Source organism: Streptomyces sp. NPDC047049 (assembly GCF_040643995.1).
Classification (GTDB): Bacteria; Actinomycetota; Actinomycetes; order Streptomycetales; family Streptomycetaceae; genus Streptomyces; species Streptomyces mooreae.
This window is the reverse complement of record NZ_JBEYVM010000011.1, coordinates 49,221-63,634: the sequence shown is the minus strand read 5'-3', so window position 1 is coordinate 63,634 and position 14,414 is coordinate 49,221. Positions and strand designations below refer to the sequence as shown.

Here is a 14,414-nt window from a genome sequence, read left to right as displayed (position 1 = left end):
GTCCCTCAGGAAAAGTGTTACCACAGACGGGTGTTGATGACCCGTCGCATGGCGTCACACGACGGTCCGTGCGACCGCCCCCACTCCACGACGAAGCCCCAGGTCAAAGGCCTGGGCCTTCGTTTGTTGTCCAGAAGCCCCCGACGCTCCCCCGCCCCGCAATTCACTGGCCCGCACCCCCCGCCCTCCGCCCGGATGACCAGCCATGCGCACCACCCCCGAAGCCCTGGCGCCCCCGCAGAGACCGCGCACTCCTCTGCCCGCCCCACCGGACCGCCCCGCCGCATCCGCGCCCTCCACACCGACACGACCATCACCGTCTATCAGGCGTACTCCCCCGCGCTGGGGGTTCCGGGGCGCAGGCGCGGCACAAGGCCGCACGTGTCCCCTACGTGCCCGATCCGGCAGCAAGCGGCAGGGAACGCCGGTGAGCGCCCCAGGAACGCACAGGTCAGCGTCTCACCAGGTCAGACGGCATCCGCATACGCGATCTTCCAAACTAGTCTCCGATGCTTCCGGAAGCTCTTGGTTCCGGGCGCAAGCTCCGCACGAAGAGCGGCACCGACAACAGGAGCAGGGCTCCTTCGACGGCCAGGCTGACCAACCCAAGCGGCTCTGTCCAATTGCCGATGTCATCGCTGTAGTCGGGCAGCCCTGACCATCTGGAGAGGATGTAGCCCACCAGGGGGCCGAGGGCGACCCCGACCGCCAGCAGCCATCCCATTCGTATGAGGCCGAGGAGAAGCAGTACCGCCGCGACCACAGCCGCGATCTCCAGGACGTGGTAGGCGATGCCTATGTAAGAGGGGTCCCTCGTTGCCGTGATGCCGCCTTGGTCCACAACGTGGATACCGGCCACCACAAGGCACAGCAGAGATCCCGCCCACCGGGCCACCCAGGTGGCTTCCGGCACCATGGCAGTGCGGTGTGACATGTGAAGGCACCTTCTCCTTCTTTCAGGGCTGCGGAACCTGTCGTGCCACAGTCACCTCTGGCTGGCTCCTGAACAGGCAACGCACGGCCCCCGTGTCACTCCGAGCCTCAGCGGGCAACCGCTCGCTGTCGATCCACGCAGTGCAGACGGGTGATGCAGGCCGCCGTCGATCAACCAGCCGGTCCCTCGTGATCAGCTCCGGGCCTTCCCTGGGCCGTGCGAGGGTGCCCGAGGGCGACCAGCGGTGATCGACAGTGGCAGACGGACGAGGCTCAGCGGCCAGCATCAAAACCCCAGGTCAGAGCCCACGAGGGCCCCGGTACCATCGGCACCAGGGTTCGTGATCGTTTGGGAGCGATCCCCTGCCGGACCACCCCGCGCCTGCCAGGGTTTGAGGGGTGGTCCGGCGTCATGTCTGCGGTTGTTGCGCGTGGCGCCTCTGGCCGGTCGCAAGCCGGCAGGGGTCAGAAGCGTTGTCGGCGGCCGGGGTACTGGATCGGCTTGCGGCACTCCGGCGCATCGTCGGGCACGGGCTCTTGGTCGAGCGCATGACAGAGCGCAGCATGGACCCGCTCCGCCTCAGCTACGGTCAGCCGCAGCGGAGCGGTTGCGACAAGGCCTCCATGGCGGGTGATCTGGAGCGTCAACGCCATCCGTCCGTCCGGTCCACGGTTCACTGACTTGCTCGCTACCGGCGTGATCTCCCATCCCGGTGTCTCCCGTGCGGTCCGGCTCATCCGCTTGTCCCGCTCGCAGACGTCGGCAGCCCCCGCCGTTCGGCATCCTCGTCACCGGGTTCGGGCAGTCGTTCGCCTCTGCTCTCAGCCACCCTCAGCGCGTCCCGAAGTGCCTCACACAACCGGGCACTCAGGAATCGGAGTTCCAGGGCGTTGGCCTTCTGGTTTTCGAGCATCTTCGCCGCGTGGTCGAGCAGTTCGGCGCCCGTCTGGAGCTGGACCTCTTCCATTTCGTCGGCGAGCTGTGAGAGCGGACTATTGCCGTCGTCGGTCGCCAGGTACGAGCGCTGTCCGGCCGGACCGGGCCACGGGAGGAGGCGCGGATTGGCGCTCACAATGTCACCGCCATCCACTGCGAGTCGCACAGTGAACCGGCGTAGCAGCCCGGCTCGGCCCGGCGCTGCACCTGCTGCTCGTGGGCAACGAGGTAGGGGCGGACGAGCTGAACGTCCTCACCGCGGATCGGGCCCCAGAGGTGCGGGTCAGGGACCCGCGGCACACTGAAACTGATCGTCGGCGTGTCCACGCAGCCCACCACTGGGCTCGTCCCCACCGCGCGGTGGTGCCCCGGAGCGGGCAGTAAGACTTTCAGCAGCAACTCGAAAGCCCTGGCGATATGGTTCCGCATGTCGACCTGCTTCCATCAGGTTGGCCATGCCCCGGGGTGCCGTCACGCACCGCCGGGGTGTCTTGTCTCGACAGTCAACGACCGTCTTTGGCCAAGAGGCAGCGTTCATGCGGGGGTTCATGTGCACACGAGGGGTTCAAGATTTCGCTCCAGGGGGTTCGCGATGAACCCCCTACGGCCAAATCTGGTGTGACACGATGAACACTTGACGTGACGCCGGGGGTGCCAGCAGAACGTGAGCAGAGAACCCAACCACCAGTTGGCCACCGTCATGACGGAGGCTGGAGCCTCCAACAAGGGACTGGCCAGACGAGTCCGCGAGGTCGCGCAGCGGCACGGTGAACACCTCGGGACGACGCACGTTGCCGTTCAGCGATGGTTGGACGGCAGCGGCATCCAGCGGCAGACAGCCGTGTTCGTCGCCGAGGCTCTGAGCGACAAGTTACGGCGGAGGGTCACGCCGCAAGATCTGGGATTCCCGGGTGCTGCGCAGGCCCCGACGCCCACGGTCGGCATGGGATACGCCGACTCGCTGGCCGAGACGCTGAGCGCCCTTGACGGTCTTACGCACCGGCGTCCGGAGGACGGGCCGTCGGACGAACCCCAGCTTCCGGACGCCGACGTGCAGTCCGCTGCCCTCTCGTGGCTCGTCTCCCGCCCGGACGGTATGCCCACCGATGCCCCCGCTACTCGACGGGTCGGCACGCGTGACGTCGCCGCGATCCGGACCGCTGCGGGGTTCTTCATGCAGCTGGACTTCCAGTTCGGCGGCGGACACGCGCACAAGGCGTTCCGGCACTACTTCCGGGAAGACGTACTGCCCCTGCTGGGAGCCAGCTACAGCGCCAAGGTGGGCGAGGCGCTGTTCCAGGCCGCAACGGAGATGTCACAGCTTCTCGCCTGGACCGCGTACGACAGCGGAAACCATGCCCTTGCCGACCGCTACATGCTCTCGACGCTGCGGCTGACCCAGGTGGCGGGCGACCGCATGATGGGTGCACGCATCCTGGCCAATATGAGCCACCAGGCCAATTACCTGGGCCAGGTGCCCCGGGCTCTGACGCTGGCCCGCGCGTCGGTGGAAGGGGGGAAGGCCGGCTCCACGCCCCGCGCGATGGCCCTGTTCTCCGCCCATGAGGCACGTGCCCTGTCCACGGCCCAGGACCACAAGGGTGCTGCCCGCGCGATGAGCGAGGCCGAGAGGTTCTTCGAGCGTGCCGAGGGCGCAGACGATCCCGAATGGCTCTCGTACATGGACGAAGCCGAGCTGATCGGGGAGTTCTGCCACTGCTTCCGCGATCTCGGACAGGGCGCCGAAGCCGTCCGCTTCGCCGAACGCGCTGTCGAACTCACCGACCCCAAATACGCCCGTACGCTCGGGTTCTGCCGCGTGGTGCTCGCACAGAGCCAACTGCTGAACGGCGACCTTGACGCCGCCGTGACGACCGCCGGTCTCGCTGTCGAAGCCGGGGACGCCCTGGAGTCCGCTCGGTTCCAGCGGTACGTGGGCGACTTCCAGCGTGAGGTGTCCGCGTACGGGACGCACCCTGCCGTCCAGCAGTTCAGCGGGCAGGTACGGGACGCGATGAACCGGCTGGACGACGAGTAGCCGAGGTCACCCCGGGGTCCAGTCGCGCGGTGCGTCCTCGTTCCGGAGCGAGGAGATACGACGGGCGTACTCCGCAGCCGTCTCGGCGCTCTCGGACACGTTCTGCATGAGCCATGTCGTCATGTTGAATTCCTGCACTGCGCGGAGGGTGGAGAAGCCCGACCACGTGCGGAGATCCCGCCCGTAGGCACCGACGAAGGCACCGTACTGCTCCTTGGTCTGCCATCCCAGGCTGTGATGCTCGGTGGCGGTGACCATCAGGTCCCACTCAGGGTGGTCGAAGCTGAACCGCTCCAGATCGATCAAGATCACCTGATCGTTCCGGTCCACCATCAGGTTCTGCACATGAGCGTCCCCGTGTACGGGCCCCTTCTCGGACTCGAACCGAAGGTCCGCCACACGGTCCCGCAACTCACACGCGCGCTTCCGCAGGAACGCGCGGTCGTCCTCCGGTATGTCGACTGCCGCATTGATCCGTCGGTCGGTCCGGTCCAGGACGGGGTACGGAGGAAGATTCAGCGTGTCCGGCAGGCTGAGCGAGTGCAGATCCCGGAGGACCGCGCCCAACTCTCCGTACGTTGCCTTGCGGTCCCCCTCCTCGATCAGGTGCCAGAACGTCACCGGATGGCCGTCGACGACCATGGGCTGCTCCAGGTCCTCAACCACGCGTGTCACGGGGAAGCCCTCGCGCGACAGCCAGCGCGACACCTGAACCTCGCCCCGGGCCGAGTCCAGGTATTCGGCCGACCGGGCGATCCGCACCACCACAGGGTGAGCAGCCAGCCGGAACAGCGCGTTCTCTCCCAAGCGGATCAGGCGCGCTCCGTCGCCGTCGAGCCCCGCCCGTTGACACGCCGCGGCCAACACCTGTGTAGCGGCGCCCGACGTGAACCTCTCTCCTGTGCCTCGCTCAGCATCAGACGGCATGCCCGTATCCACTCCCTCAACACCGCCAACCCGGTAGCGCAGACCGCCGAGGCAGGCAGCGGCCGGCAACAGACATCAAGGCGACCGTACCCGCGGGCAGTGACGGCAGACGGGGCCGGGGCATGTCGAGCGACCGCTCTTGGGGCAACCCTCTGGGCAAGCGCGCCGAAGCGTGGATCATGAGGGCCGTGACGAAGTCAACGGAGAAGACGCCCCCGGTCGACATGCCAGATCTTGAACCAAAGCTCTCCGCCTACCAACAGGCGATGCGGGAACGGCTCCTCGCAGCCCCCATGGTGCCTGCACCCGAACCCTGGCAATCCGTTGCCCTTGTCCCCGTCGGCGGGCTCCTCGGAATCGGCTTCGCGTCGCATCCCGAGGACCGCGGCGATCTGGTGATGGTCGTCTCACGCGACGGTCACGGCCTCTTCGACGCCGTCACCGGGGAGAAGATCGCCAGGGACCGCGAACCCGACCCCGAGGACGATACTCCCGACAGCGCGCCGGACTTGTCCTGCCCTGGCCTGGGACCGATCACCGGAAGCCGGGTACACATAGCGGGGCTCTTCGGCGGAGGACTCCACACCACCACCGCAGACGGTTGGTATCTGGAGGTCGTCACCCCGGCGTGGCCCAATGATCGGGTCCTGCTCTCCCGTGACGGCGGGCTGCCTCACTCCGGCCCCCACGGCGAGCGGTGGTGGCACATCTTCCACGCGGACTACTCCGAATTCCGGGCAGCCGGCTTCTCCCCCTCCGGGCAGACTCTCGCCGTCGCGACGAGCAGCGACATTTCACTGTGGACACGCAAGACGGGCCAAGGTCACTCGCAGTGCGCACCGGAACCAGAAAGGACTACGAACACTGCTTGACATGGATCAAGCCGTCGTTCCTGTGGATGATGTACCGCTGCGGTTGGGGCGCCAAGGCCGACCAGGAGACCGTGCTCGCCGTCGAGATCGAGCGGGGTGGGTTCGACTGGGCGCTGGGGCGTGCCTGTCTGTCGCACTACGAGCCGGGCGAGCACGCTGACCGCGCGGTCTGGCGGCGGGAGTTGAAGGGGGCGCCGGCGCGGGTGCAGTGGGATCCGGAGCGGGATCTGCGGCTGCGGGCGCTGCCGTACCGGTCGCTGCAGCTGGGGCTGGCGGGGGAGGCGTCGCGCCGGTATGCCGATGAGTGGACGGTGGCGATCACGGATGTGACGCCGCTGGCCCGGGAGGTCCATGCGCTGGTGCGTGCCGGGGAGATGGCGGCAGCCGCCGCGCTGCTGCCCGAGGAGCGTCCCTACCCGGCACCCGGGGGAACTCCGGGCCTCGGCCGCATGTCCTGATACACCTTCCCGGACGCGTAAATCCGGCCGCCACTCGGTCCGGCGGGCACTGGTGCGGGTGACGTACGGGACGTAGGGGTCCCCGGCCAACTCTCGATCGTTCACAGCCAATTGAGGCGTCGTTCAGCAACCTCCCCCTGCCCGGGAAACTCGCCCGCCGCCACAGTCATGTCGGCCCACTGAGGGCTCACGCGACTCAGGGAGAGTGGCACATATGCCCGACATGACCCGACGCAGACTCCTCGGCTCGGCGGCCGGCGCGGTCGGCGGCGCCGCCGCGCTGTCGCTGCTGCCGCCCAGCGTGCAAAAGGCCGTCGCCGCCGGACCGGCGCGTCACGGCTCGCTGCACGACGTCGAGCACGTCGTGATGCTGATGCAGGAGAACCGGTCCTTCGACCACTACTTCGGCACCCTGCGCGGCGTCCGTGGCTTCGCCGACCCGGACGCGCTGACGCTGCCGGACGGCCGGTCCGTCTTCCATCAGCCGGACGCGGAGAACCCGGACGGCTATCTGCTGCCGTTCCGCCTCAACACGCACACCACCAGCGCCCAGGCCATCCCCTCCACCAGCCATGCCTGGTCGGTGCAGCACGACGCGTGGAACGGCGGCAAGATGGACCGCTGGCTGCCCGCGCACCGTAAGGCCGACGGGGTCAACGGACCGTATGTGATGGGCTATCACACGCGTGCGGACATCCCGTTCCAGTTCGCGCTCGCCGAGGCGTTCACGCTGTGCGACAACTACTTCTGTTCGGTCTTCGGTCCGACCTGGCCCAACCGGCTGTACTGGATGACCGGCACCCTCGACCCGGGCGGCACGCTGGGCGGTCCGGTGCTGAACAACACCGCGCCCAAGCCGTACCGCTGGAAGACCTACGCCGAGCGGCTGCAGGCGGCCGGGATCAGCTGGAAGGTCTACCAGGAGGAGGACGACTACGGCTGCAACCTGCTGGAGCAGTTCCAGACCTTCCGGGACGCCAAGCCGGGTGAGCCGCTGTACGAGCGCGGGATGCGGGCGCAGCCGGCCGGGACGTTCGAGGACGATGCCCGGGCCGGCCGGCTGCCGGCCGTGTCGTGGCTGATCCCGACCAGCCACCAGTCCGAGCACCCGGACTATCTGCCGGCCGCCGGCGCCGACTATGTCGCGCGGAAGATCGAGGCGATCGCGTCCAACCCGAGGCTGTGGGCCAAGACCGTCTTCATCCTGAACTACGACGAGAACGACGGGCTCTTCGATCATGTGCCGCCGCCGGTGCCGCCGGCCGGGACCAAGGACGAGTTCGTCCGGGGGCTGCCGATCGGCGGCGGGTTCCGGGTGCCGTGTCTGATCATCTCGCCGTGGACGGTGGGCGGCTGGGCCGCCGGCGATCCCTTCGACCACACCTCGGTGCTGCAGTTCCTGGAGTGCTGGACGGGTGTCGAAGAGCCGAACATCAGCGACTGGCGACGGGCCACCTTCGGCGATCTGACCTCGGCGTTCGGCTTCCGGCACCGGGCGCCCCGCCCGCCGCGGCTGCCCCGTGACACCGCCGAGCAGCTGGTCGAGGCGCAGTGGGAGGTGGCGAACCTGCCGAAGCCGACGCTGCCGGGGGCGGGGCAGCAGCCGCCGCGCCAGGAGCGGGGGCGGCGCAGGCGGCGGTAGCCGGCCGGATGTCCCTCTCTCCCCGGGAAACGACGGTGCCGTACGGGACGCCCTCGTGTGGAGGCGTCCCGTACGGCACCGGGGGGTGTGCGGATCGGACCGGACCGGGCCGGACCGGGTGGGACCGGGCCGGATCGCGTCGGACCGGGTCAGACTCCCGCGTAGGAGTGCAGGCCCGTCACGAAGATGTTCACGCCGTAGTAGTTGAACAGGTAGCAGGCGAAACCGATCAGGCCCAGGTAGGCGGCCTTGCGGCCCTTCCAGCCGGCCGTGGCGCGGGCGTGCAGGTAGCTGGCGTAGGCGACCCAGGTGATGAAGGCCCAGACCTCCTTGGGGTCCCAGCCCCAGTAGCGGCCCCATGCGGCCTCGGCCCAGATGGCGCCCGCGATGATGGTGAACGTCCACAGCGGGAAGACGGTGGCGTTGACGCGGTAGGCGAACTTGTCGAGCGAGGCGGCCGAGGGCAGGCGCTCCAGGACGGACGAGGCGAAGGCGCCGGGCTGCTTGCCCGCGGGGTCGGCGAGCTTGCTCTCGTAGGAGTCGCGGAAGAGGAAGAGCAGGGTGGAGACGGCGCCGAGGTAGAGCGCCGCGCCGGAGATGATCGCGCAGCTGACGTGGATCCACAGCCAGTACGAGTGCAGTGCGGGCACCAGCTGGTCACTGGCGGTGTAGAGCACCGAGACGGCCAGCCCGAGGTCGAGCAGGACGGTGGTGACCAGGGGCAGCCCGATCCAGCGGACCTTCTTCCCGAGCACGAGCAGCAGGAGGTAGAGGCCCACGGCGACCGCGGCGAAGGTCGTGGAGAACTCGTACATGTTGCCCCAGGGGGCACGCTCCACGGACAGGGCGCGGGTGAGGACGCCGCCCACGTGCAGCGCCCAGGCCAGGACGGTCAGCGAGATGGCGATCCGCCCGTAGAGGTCGCCCTTCTCGGTGTCGCCCGCGGCGCCCGGCCCGTCGGGGACGTCGCGGTTGCCGGCGACGGACTTGGTGACGACCTCGGGCCGCTCCAGTACGGCGGTGGCGCCGCCCTGCTGGGACTTCCGGGCGGAGACCGTCACGGACGCCGTGGACTGTGCGGTCAGGGCGGCGGCGGTGCGGCCGACCTTGCTGCGGCTGCCGAACACCCACTCGGCCATGTGCGCGAGGAAGGCGAGCGTATAGACCGCCATCGCGGAATAGACCAGCAGGTTGCTGTTGTGCGCCAGTGTCTCGTTGGCTGCGGCCGCGATGTTCACGCGCGCGCTCCTTCGGAGGGGTCAGCAGGTCCGTCAGAGTCAGTGGGCTCCGCGGGGTCTTCGGTATCGGGGGCTGGGGCGTCGGGGGCGGGCGGGGCCTGGGGGAACAGGTCCCCGGCGAGCGAGCCGAGTTCTTCCGGCAGCCGGGCCGATTCGCTGCGGCCGAGCCCGGCCATCTCGACGACGGTGACGCCGTCGGCGCCCTTCTCGGCCCGGACCCACATCCGGCGGCGCTGGATGAACAGTGACCCGGCCAGGCCCAGCAGGGCGGCGACCGCGCCGGTCAGCGCCAGGCCGTTGCCGGGCTGGTGGGAGACCTTGAAGCTGGCCCAGCTCTTGACGCCCTCGAAGGTGATGGAGCCCTCGCCGTTCGGCAGCTGCATCGTGGTCTGTGCCTCGGCGGCGCGGACGGCGGCCTTGTTCTTGGAGCCGCCCGCGTGCCGGTCCACGCGGTCCTTGGGCAGCAGCATCTTCTTCAGGATGCCGCCCTTGCCGTCCTGGTACTTCTTCAGGCGCTTGGTGTCCAGCTTGTAGACGCTCTGCGGCAGGCCGGAGTCCAGGCCCAGGTCACCGTGGTAGGCGTTGACCGAGAGCACGGGGAAGTCCAGCGCCGGGAACTGCGAGAACATCGAGCCGGTGCCGCGGCCGCCGAACGTCGGGACGAACATCGCCTGGAAGCCGAGCTGGTTGCGCTTGCCTTCCTTGGTCTGCGCGCCGGGCACCTTCACCACACCGGTCGAGGTGAGGTTCTTCGGGTCGGCGGGCAGGAAGGCCGTGGCGCCGTGGAAGACGGTCTTGCCGCGGCCGTCCTTGACGGTGACGACGGGGGAATAGCCGTGCGAGAGCAGGTAGACGCGGTTGCCCGCGATGTCGAGGGGCTTGTTGACCTCGATGGCGGTGTGGTGCTGCTTGCCGTCCGCGCCCAGGTAGTAGGAGATCTGCGCCCGGTAGGTGCGCGGGGTGCCCCGCTGCGGCCCGGTCCGCTCGTACGTCGCGTCGAAGCGGTCGAGCTTGAAGCCGAACGGGTCCATGTCGTCGGTGTCGTAGAACGGTCCCGACTTGAACTCGTCGTACTGCGTGAGGCTGTTGGCGAAGCCGTCGCCCTCGGTGATCAGCTTGTTGCCCTCGGACTTCCACAGGCTGCCGACGGCGAACGCCACCAGCATCACGATCAGCGCGACGTGGAAGACGAGGTTGCCGACCTCGCGCAGGTAGCCCTTTTCGGCGGCGACCGCGGTGGCGTCCCGGTGGGCACGGAAGCGCCGCTTCTTCAGCAGCCGCTGCGCCGCGCCGAGGACCTCCTCGGGGTCCGCCTCGGTGCGCCAGGTGGTGTACGCGGGCAGCCGGGTCAGGCGGCGCGGGGCGGCCGGCGGGCGGCCGCGGAGCTGTCCGACGAACTGCCAGCTGCGCGGCACGATGCAGCCGATCAGCGAGATGAACAGCAGCAGGTAGATCGCGGAGAACCACACCGAGCTGTAGACGTGGAACATCCCGAGCTTGTCGTAGATGCCCGCGAGGGTGGAGTGGTCGGCCTTGAACTGGTCGACCTTGACCGGGTCGACGCTGGTCTGCGGGATCAGCGAGCCGGGGATCGCGCCGATGGACAGCAGGAAGAGCAGCAGCAGCGCGACCCGCATCGAGGTCAGCTGCCGCCAGAACCAGCGCGCCCAGCCGAGCGGGCCGAGCGAGGGGAAGGTGACGTCTTCCGTGGGCGCGGTGGAGAGCTGGGATCCGGCCGCGCCGAGATCACTGCCCGCTTCGGCCGCGGAGCCCGGGTCGCGGGGGGTGTCGGTCTTGGTGGCCATCAATCAGATCCCAACGGTGGAGCTTTGCGTCCAGCTCTGGAGCTCGGACATCAGGCTGTCCCAGATGCCGGTGACGAGGAGGATGCCGAGGGCGACCATCATTCCGCCGCCGATCCGCATCACCCACAGATAGTGCCGCTTGACCCAGCCGAAGGCGCCGAGTGCCCGGCGGAAGGCCAGCGCGACGACGATGAACGGCACGCCCAGGCCGAGGCAGTACGCCACGGTGAGCAGGGCACCGCGGCCGGCGCTGGCGCCGGAGTACGCGAGGGCGCTGACGGCGGCGAAGGTGGGGCCGAGGCACGGCGTCCAGCCGACGCCGAAGAGCACCCCGAGCACCGGCGCGCCGGCCAGTCCCATCGCGGGCTTCATGTGGAAGCGCACCTCGCGCTGTCCGAAGCGCTTGAGGACACCGGCGAACGCCAGCCCGAGCAGGATCATCAGCACGCCGAGGACCCGCGAGACGACGTCCTTGTACTGCTGCAGGGTCTGGCCGGCGAACCCGAAGAGCGCGCCGCCGGAGACGAAGACGGCGGTGAAGCCGAGGACGAAGAGCGCGGCGCCGGCCAGCATCCGGCCGCGCCGGGCCTCGCCGAGGTCGGTGCCGGTGACGCCGGTGACGTACGACATATAGCCCGGAACCAGGGGCAGCACGCAGGGCGAGAAGAAGGAGACGAGTCCGGCGACGAGTGCGAGGGGGACGGCGGCGAGCAGGGTCCCGTTGAGGACGGTCTGGTTTTCCGCGGCGGCGGCGAGCGCGATCACGTGATCACTTCTCGGCGATCAGCGGGGTGATCATCTTGCGGAGGTCGGCCTCGGTGACCGGGCCGATCGAGCGGGCGGCGATCTTGCCGTGCCGGTCGACGGCGATCGTGGAGGGGATGGACTGCGGGTTGAGGCTGCCCTTGGGGAAGCGCAGCATCAGCCGGCCGGTCGGGTCGAACAGGCTCGGGTAGGGCACCTTGTGCTCTTCCTCGAAGCTGGTGGCCTGCGACTTCTCGGAGTCGCGGGTGTTGATCCCGACGAACTGGACGCCCTTGCTCTTGGTCTCGTTCGCGACCTTGGCGAAGTTCGGCGCCTCGGCGATGCAGGGCCCGCACCATGATCCCCAGACGTTGAGAATGACGACCTTGCCCTTGTAGTCGGCGATGTCCAGCTTCTTGCCGGTGGTGGTCTCACCCGAAAGATCGGGGGCCGGCTGCCGCTCGTCCTTCGTGACGGTGTCGATGCCGTTCTTGCCCTGGACGAACCGGGTCTGGGAGGAGCCGCCGGAGGCGCCGTCGCCGCAGGCGCTGAGCGTCAGCGACGCGGCCGCCGCCCCTGCGGCGAGCAGGGCGATGCGGCGGCGGCTCGTGAGGCGGCGTGGGGCGCGGCAAGCACTCATGTGAAAAGTTTCGCATGGGCCCATTCCGGATCTTCCGCGCCCCCCTCCGACGGCCCGCCGCCCCCGGCGGTATCCGTCAGACCGCCGACAAATACGACTTCCAGCCGCCGCCCGGCCGCGCTCCGACGGGCAGCTCCTGGAGCCTGCTCACCACCTGCGGGTCCTGTGCGTCGAGCCAGTCGGTGAACTGCCGGAACGACACCAGACGGACATCTTTGTTCTGCTCATTGGCAATGTGCTTGAGGGCTTCCTCGACGGCATCCATATAGATGCCGCCATTCCACTGTTCGAAGTGGTTGCCGATGAAGAACGGCGCGCGATTGGTCTCGTAGGCCCGGCGGAATCCGGAAATGTAGGCGTCGGTGACCTGCTGCCGCCAGCCCGGATAGTTGGCCGGCGGAGCCTGCGTGGAGTTCTTCGACTGGTGGAAGAGCATGTTGTAGTCCATCGAGAGCACCTGGGAACCGTGCCCCGGGAACGGAATCAGCTGGAGCGGGAAGTCCCACAGGCCCCGCTTCTTCCTCGGCCACATCTGCATTCCGCCGGGCGAGCTGGCGTCGTACCGCCAGCCGAGTTCCTGGGCGGTGGGCAGCAGGTTTTTCTGGCCCAGCAGGCAGGGGGTGCGGCCGCCGACCAATTCCTTGCGGTAGTCGAAGGGCAGCGGTTCGAGATCGGTGAAGCCGGTGTTCGTGCGCCACTGTGTGACGAAGTCCATCGCCTGGCCGATCTCGGACTGCCACTGCCGGGGTGTCCAGTGCTTGACCGAGGTCGGGGCGTTGCCGCAGAAGTGCCCGTTGAAGTGGGTGCCGACCTCGTGGCCGTCCAGCCAGGCCTCGCGCACGTACCTCAGGGTCTCCTTGATGTGGACATCGCTGAGGTAGGGGATATCGGAGGCTCCCTGCTCGTTGTTCGGCGGGTCGTAGAGGTGCTTCTGCGATTCGGGCAGGAGATACAGGCCGGAGAGGAAGAAGGTCATTGCCGCACCGTGATCCCTGGCGAGCTGGAGAAAACGGGGGAAGAGGCCGTTGCCGACCTCTCCGGCCCCGTCCCAGGAAAAGACCACGAACTGCGGCGGGGTCTGACCGGGTTCGAGCCGTTCCGGCGCCTTGGGCTGATGGGGCTGCACGCCGGAATATGCTGTCGAACCGTCACCGATGAGTTTTGCCCGCGCCTGGACCGACCCTTTGACCCGCTGCCTGTCCGCCCCCGCGCCGTCCGAGTCCGTCGACGAGCAGCCGGCGACGCCCAGCGCGGCGGCTGCACCGACTCCCATGCCCAGCAGCTTTCGCCGGCTGATCGCGCGCATACCCTCGTCCCCATCCGTGCTCGCCGAACTCGATATCCATATAAACGGACATCGGAGAGGAGGGCATGTCGAGCGTCGGGGTGACGAGTCATTCGCCTGGACAGGTCATTTCGCCTGCATATGACATTCCGCCAAGTGATGCGCCGTCAGGCACCAAAAGCCTTGGCCTTTCCCTTGACCGGTTTGGCGCCGGCCAGAAGATGGGAGGGAACCAGGTCGCGCGCGGGCTCGCTGTACCCCACCGAAACGATCTTGTCGCCGTGGAAGGTGAACGACGTCAGCGAGGCCAGCGTGCACTGCCGCCTCCGCGGGTCGTGCCACAGCCGCCGCCGCTCCGCGAAGCTGCGCACGATCCAGATCGGCAGCTGGTGGCTGACCGCCACCGCCTCGTGCCCGCGCGCCGCGTCCCGTGCCGCGCCCAGCGCCGCCATCATCCGCACGACCTGTTCGAGGTACGGCTCGCCCCAGGAGGGCCGGAACGGATTCGTCAGGTACTTCCAGTTGCCCGGCTTCTTCAGCGCACCGTCACCGACCCCGAAGGTCTTCCCCTCGAAGACGTTGGCCGCCTCGATCAGCCGCTCGTCGGTGGCCAGCTCCAGGCCGTGCGCCCCGGCGATCGGCGTCGCGGTCTCCTGCGCACGCTCCAGCGGCGAGGCGACGACGTGCGTGATGTCCCGCCCCGCCAGGTGCTCCGCCACCCGGTCGGCCATCTTCCGCCCCAGCTCGGAGAGGTGGTAGCCGGGCCGGCGCCCGTAGAGCACGCCGTCGGGGTTGTGCACCTCGCCGTGCCGCATCAGATGCACCACGGTGATGTCTTCGCTGCTCATGTCACCCATTCATTCAGTCGTCGGCAAGCGGTCGCCGGCCCGTGCGC

At 68.6% G+C, this 14,414-nt stretch carries 14 protein-coding genes; 4 read left to right on the top strand and 10 right to left on the bottom strand.

Going from position 1 to position 14,414, the window contains the following annotated elements; all coding sequences use genetic code 11:
* Nucleotides 1-499 precede the first annotated feature (499 nt).
* From ABZ851_RS23470 to ABZ851_RS23460, 3 genes are all read right to left on the bottom strand, one after another.
* Nucleotides 500-934: a hypothetical protein gene (locus tag ABZ851_RS23470; RefSeq protein WP_361130868.1), complete on the bottom strand. Its 435-nt coding sequence runs from the start codon at nucleotides 932-934 to the stop codon at nucleotides 500-502.
* 733 nt (nucleotides 935-1,667) lie between these two features.
* On the bottom strand, nucleotides 1,668-2,009 hold the full coding sequence (locus ABZ851_RS23465; RefSeq protein WP_361131162.1) for a hypothetical protein: 342 nt from the start codon (nucleotides 2,007-2,009) through the stop codon (nucleotides 1,668-1,670).
* Nucleotides 2,003-2,299 carry a hypothetical protein gene (locus ABZ851_RS23460; protein ID WP_361130865.1) on the bottom strand — a complete coding sequence of 99 codons (297 nt, stop codon included), beginning with the start codon at nucleotides 2,297-2,299 and terminating at the stop codon, nucleotides 2,003-2,005. Before ABZ851_RS23460 ends, ABZ851_RS23465 begins: the two co-directional genes overlap by 7 nt.
* 235 nt (nucleotides 2,300-2,534) lie before the next feature.
* On the opposite strand from ABZ851_RS23460, the gene ABZ851_RS23455 reads away from it, so the two are divergent.
* Entirely contained in the window at nucleotides 2,535-3,908 is a 1,374-nt protein-coding gene (locus ABZ851_RS23455) for a sporulation protein (RefSeq protein ID WP_361130862.1), read from the top strand.
* 6 nt (nucleotides 3,909-3,914) lie between these two features.
* On the opposite strand, the gene ABZ851_RS23450 is transcribed toward ABZ851_RS23455, so the two are convergent.
* Entirely contained in the window at nucleotides 3,915-4,835 is a 921-nt protein-coding gene (locus ABZ851_RS23450) for an aminoglycoside phosphotransferase family protein (RefSeq protein ID WP_361131159.1), read from the bottom strand.
* 224 nt (nucleotides 4,836-5,059) lie between these two features.
* Between ABZ851_RS23450 and ABZ851_RS23445 the strand changes: the two genes are divergently transcribed.
* From ABZ851_RS23445 to ABZ851_RS23435, 3 genes are all read left to right on the top strand, one after another.
* The gene (locus ABZ851_RS23445; RefSeq protein WP_361131157.1) at nucleotides 5,060-5,707 is read left to right on the top strand and encodes a hypothetical protein; all 648 of its coding nucleotides are present in this window, start codon (nucleotides 5,060-5,062) and stop codon (nucleotides 5,705-5,707) included.
* A complete protein-coding gene (locus ABZ851_RS23440; RefSeq protein WP_361130859.1) occupies nucleotides 5,668-6,165 on the top strand; it encodes a DUF4291 domain-containing protein in 498 nt (165 codons plus the stop codon). The genes ABZ851_RS23445 and ABZ851_RS23440 overlap by 40 nt, the downstream gene beginning before the upstream one ends.
* A 214-nt stretch (nucleotides 6,166-6,379) precedes the next feature.
* Nucleotides 6,380-7,807 carry an alkaline phosphatase family protein gene (locus ABZ851_RS23435; RefSeq protein ID WP_361130856.1) on the top strand — a complete coding sequence of 476 codons (1,428 nt, stop codon included), beginning with the start codon at nucleotides 6,380-6,382 and terminating at the stop codon, nucleotides 7,805-7,807.
* A gap of 149 nt (nucleotides 7,808-7,956) precedes the next feature.
* Here the strand turns inward: ABZ851_RS23435 and ccsB are convergent, their stop codons facing one another.
* The 6 genes from ccsB to ABZ851_RS23405 all read right to left on the bottom strand — a co-directional run bounded on the left by ccsB (nucleotide 7,957) and on the right by ABZ851_RS23405 (nucleotide 14,367).
* Nucleotides 7,957-9,045, bottom strand: a complete 1,089-nt coding sequence (ccsB, locus tag ABZ851_RS23430; RefSeq protein WP_361130853.1) for a c-type cytochrome biogenesis protein CcsB — start codon at nucleotides 9,043-9,045, stop codon at nucleotides 7,957-7,959.
* Nucleotides 9,042-10,850, bottom strand: a complete 1,809-nt coding sequence (locus tag ABZ851_RS23425; protein WP_361130850.1) for a cytochrome c biogenesis protein ResB — start codon at nucleotides 10,848-10,850, stop codon at nucleotides 9,042-9,044. The genes ccsB and ABZ851_RS23425 overlap by 4 nt, the downstream gene beginning before the upstream one ends.
* A gap of 3 nt (nucleotides 10,851-10,853) precedes the next feature.
* Entirely contained in the window at nucleotides 10,854-11,615 is a 762-nt protein-coding gene (locus tag ABZ851_RS23420; protein ID WP_088798491.1) for a cytochrome c biogenesis protein CcdA, read from the bottom strand.
* 4 nt (nucleotides 11,616-11,619) lie between these two features.
* Complete coding sequence (locus tag ABZ851_RS23415) at nucleotides 11,620-12,234, bottom strand: TlpA disulfide reductase family protein (protein ID WP_361130846.1); 615 nt, start codon at nucleotides 12,232-12,234, stop codon at nucleotides 11,620-11,622.
* 76 nt (nucleotides 12,235-12,310) lie between these two features.
* Nucleotides 12,311-13,540, bottom strand: coding sequence for a hypothetical protein (locus ABZ851_RS23410; protein ID WP_361130843.1), 1,230 nt, complete (start codon nucleotides 13,538-13,540; stop codon nucleotides 12,311-12,313).
* 146 nt (nucleotides 13,541-13,686) lie between these two features.
* Nucleotides 13,687-14,367 (bottom strand): histidine phosphatase family protein, encoded by a 681-nt coding sequence (locus ABZ851_RS23405; protein ID WP_361130840.1) that lies wholly within the window; start codon nucleotides 14,365-14,367, stop codon nucleotides 13,687-13,689.
* Nucleotides 14,368-14,414 lie beyond the last annotated feature (47 nt).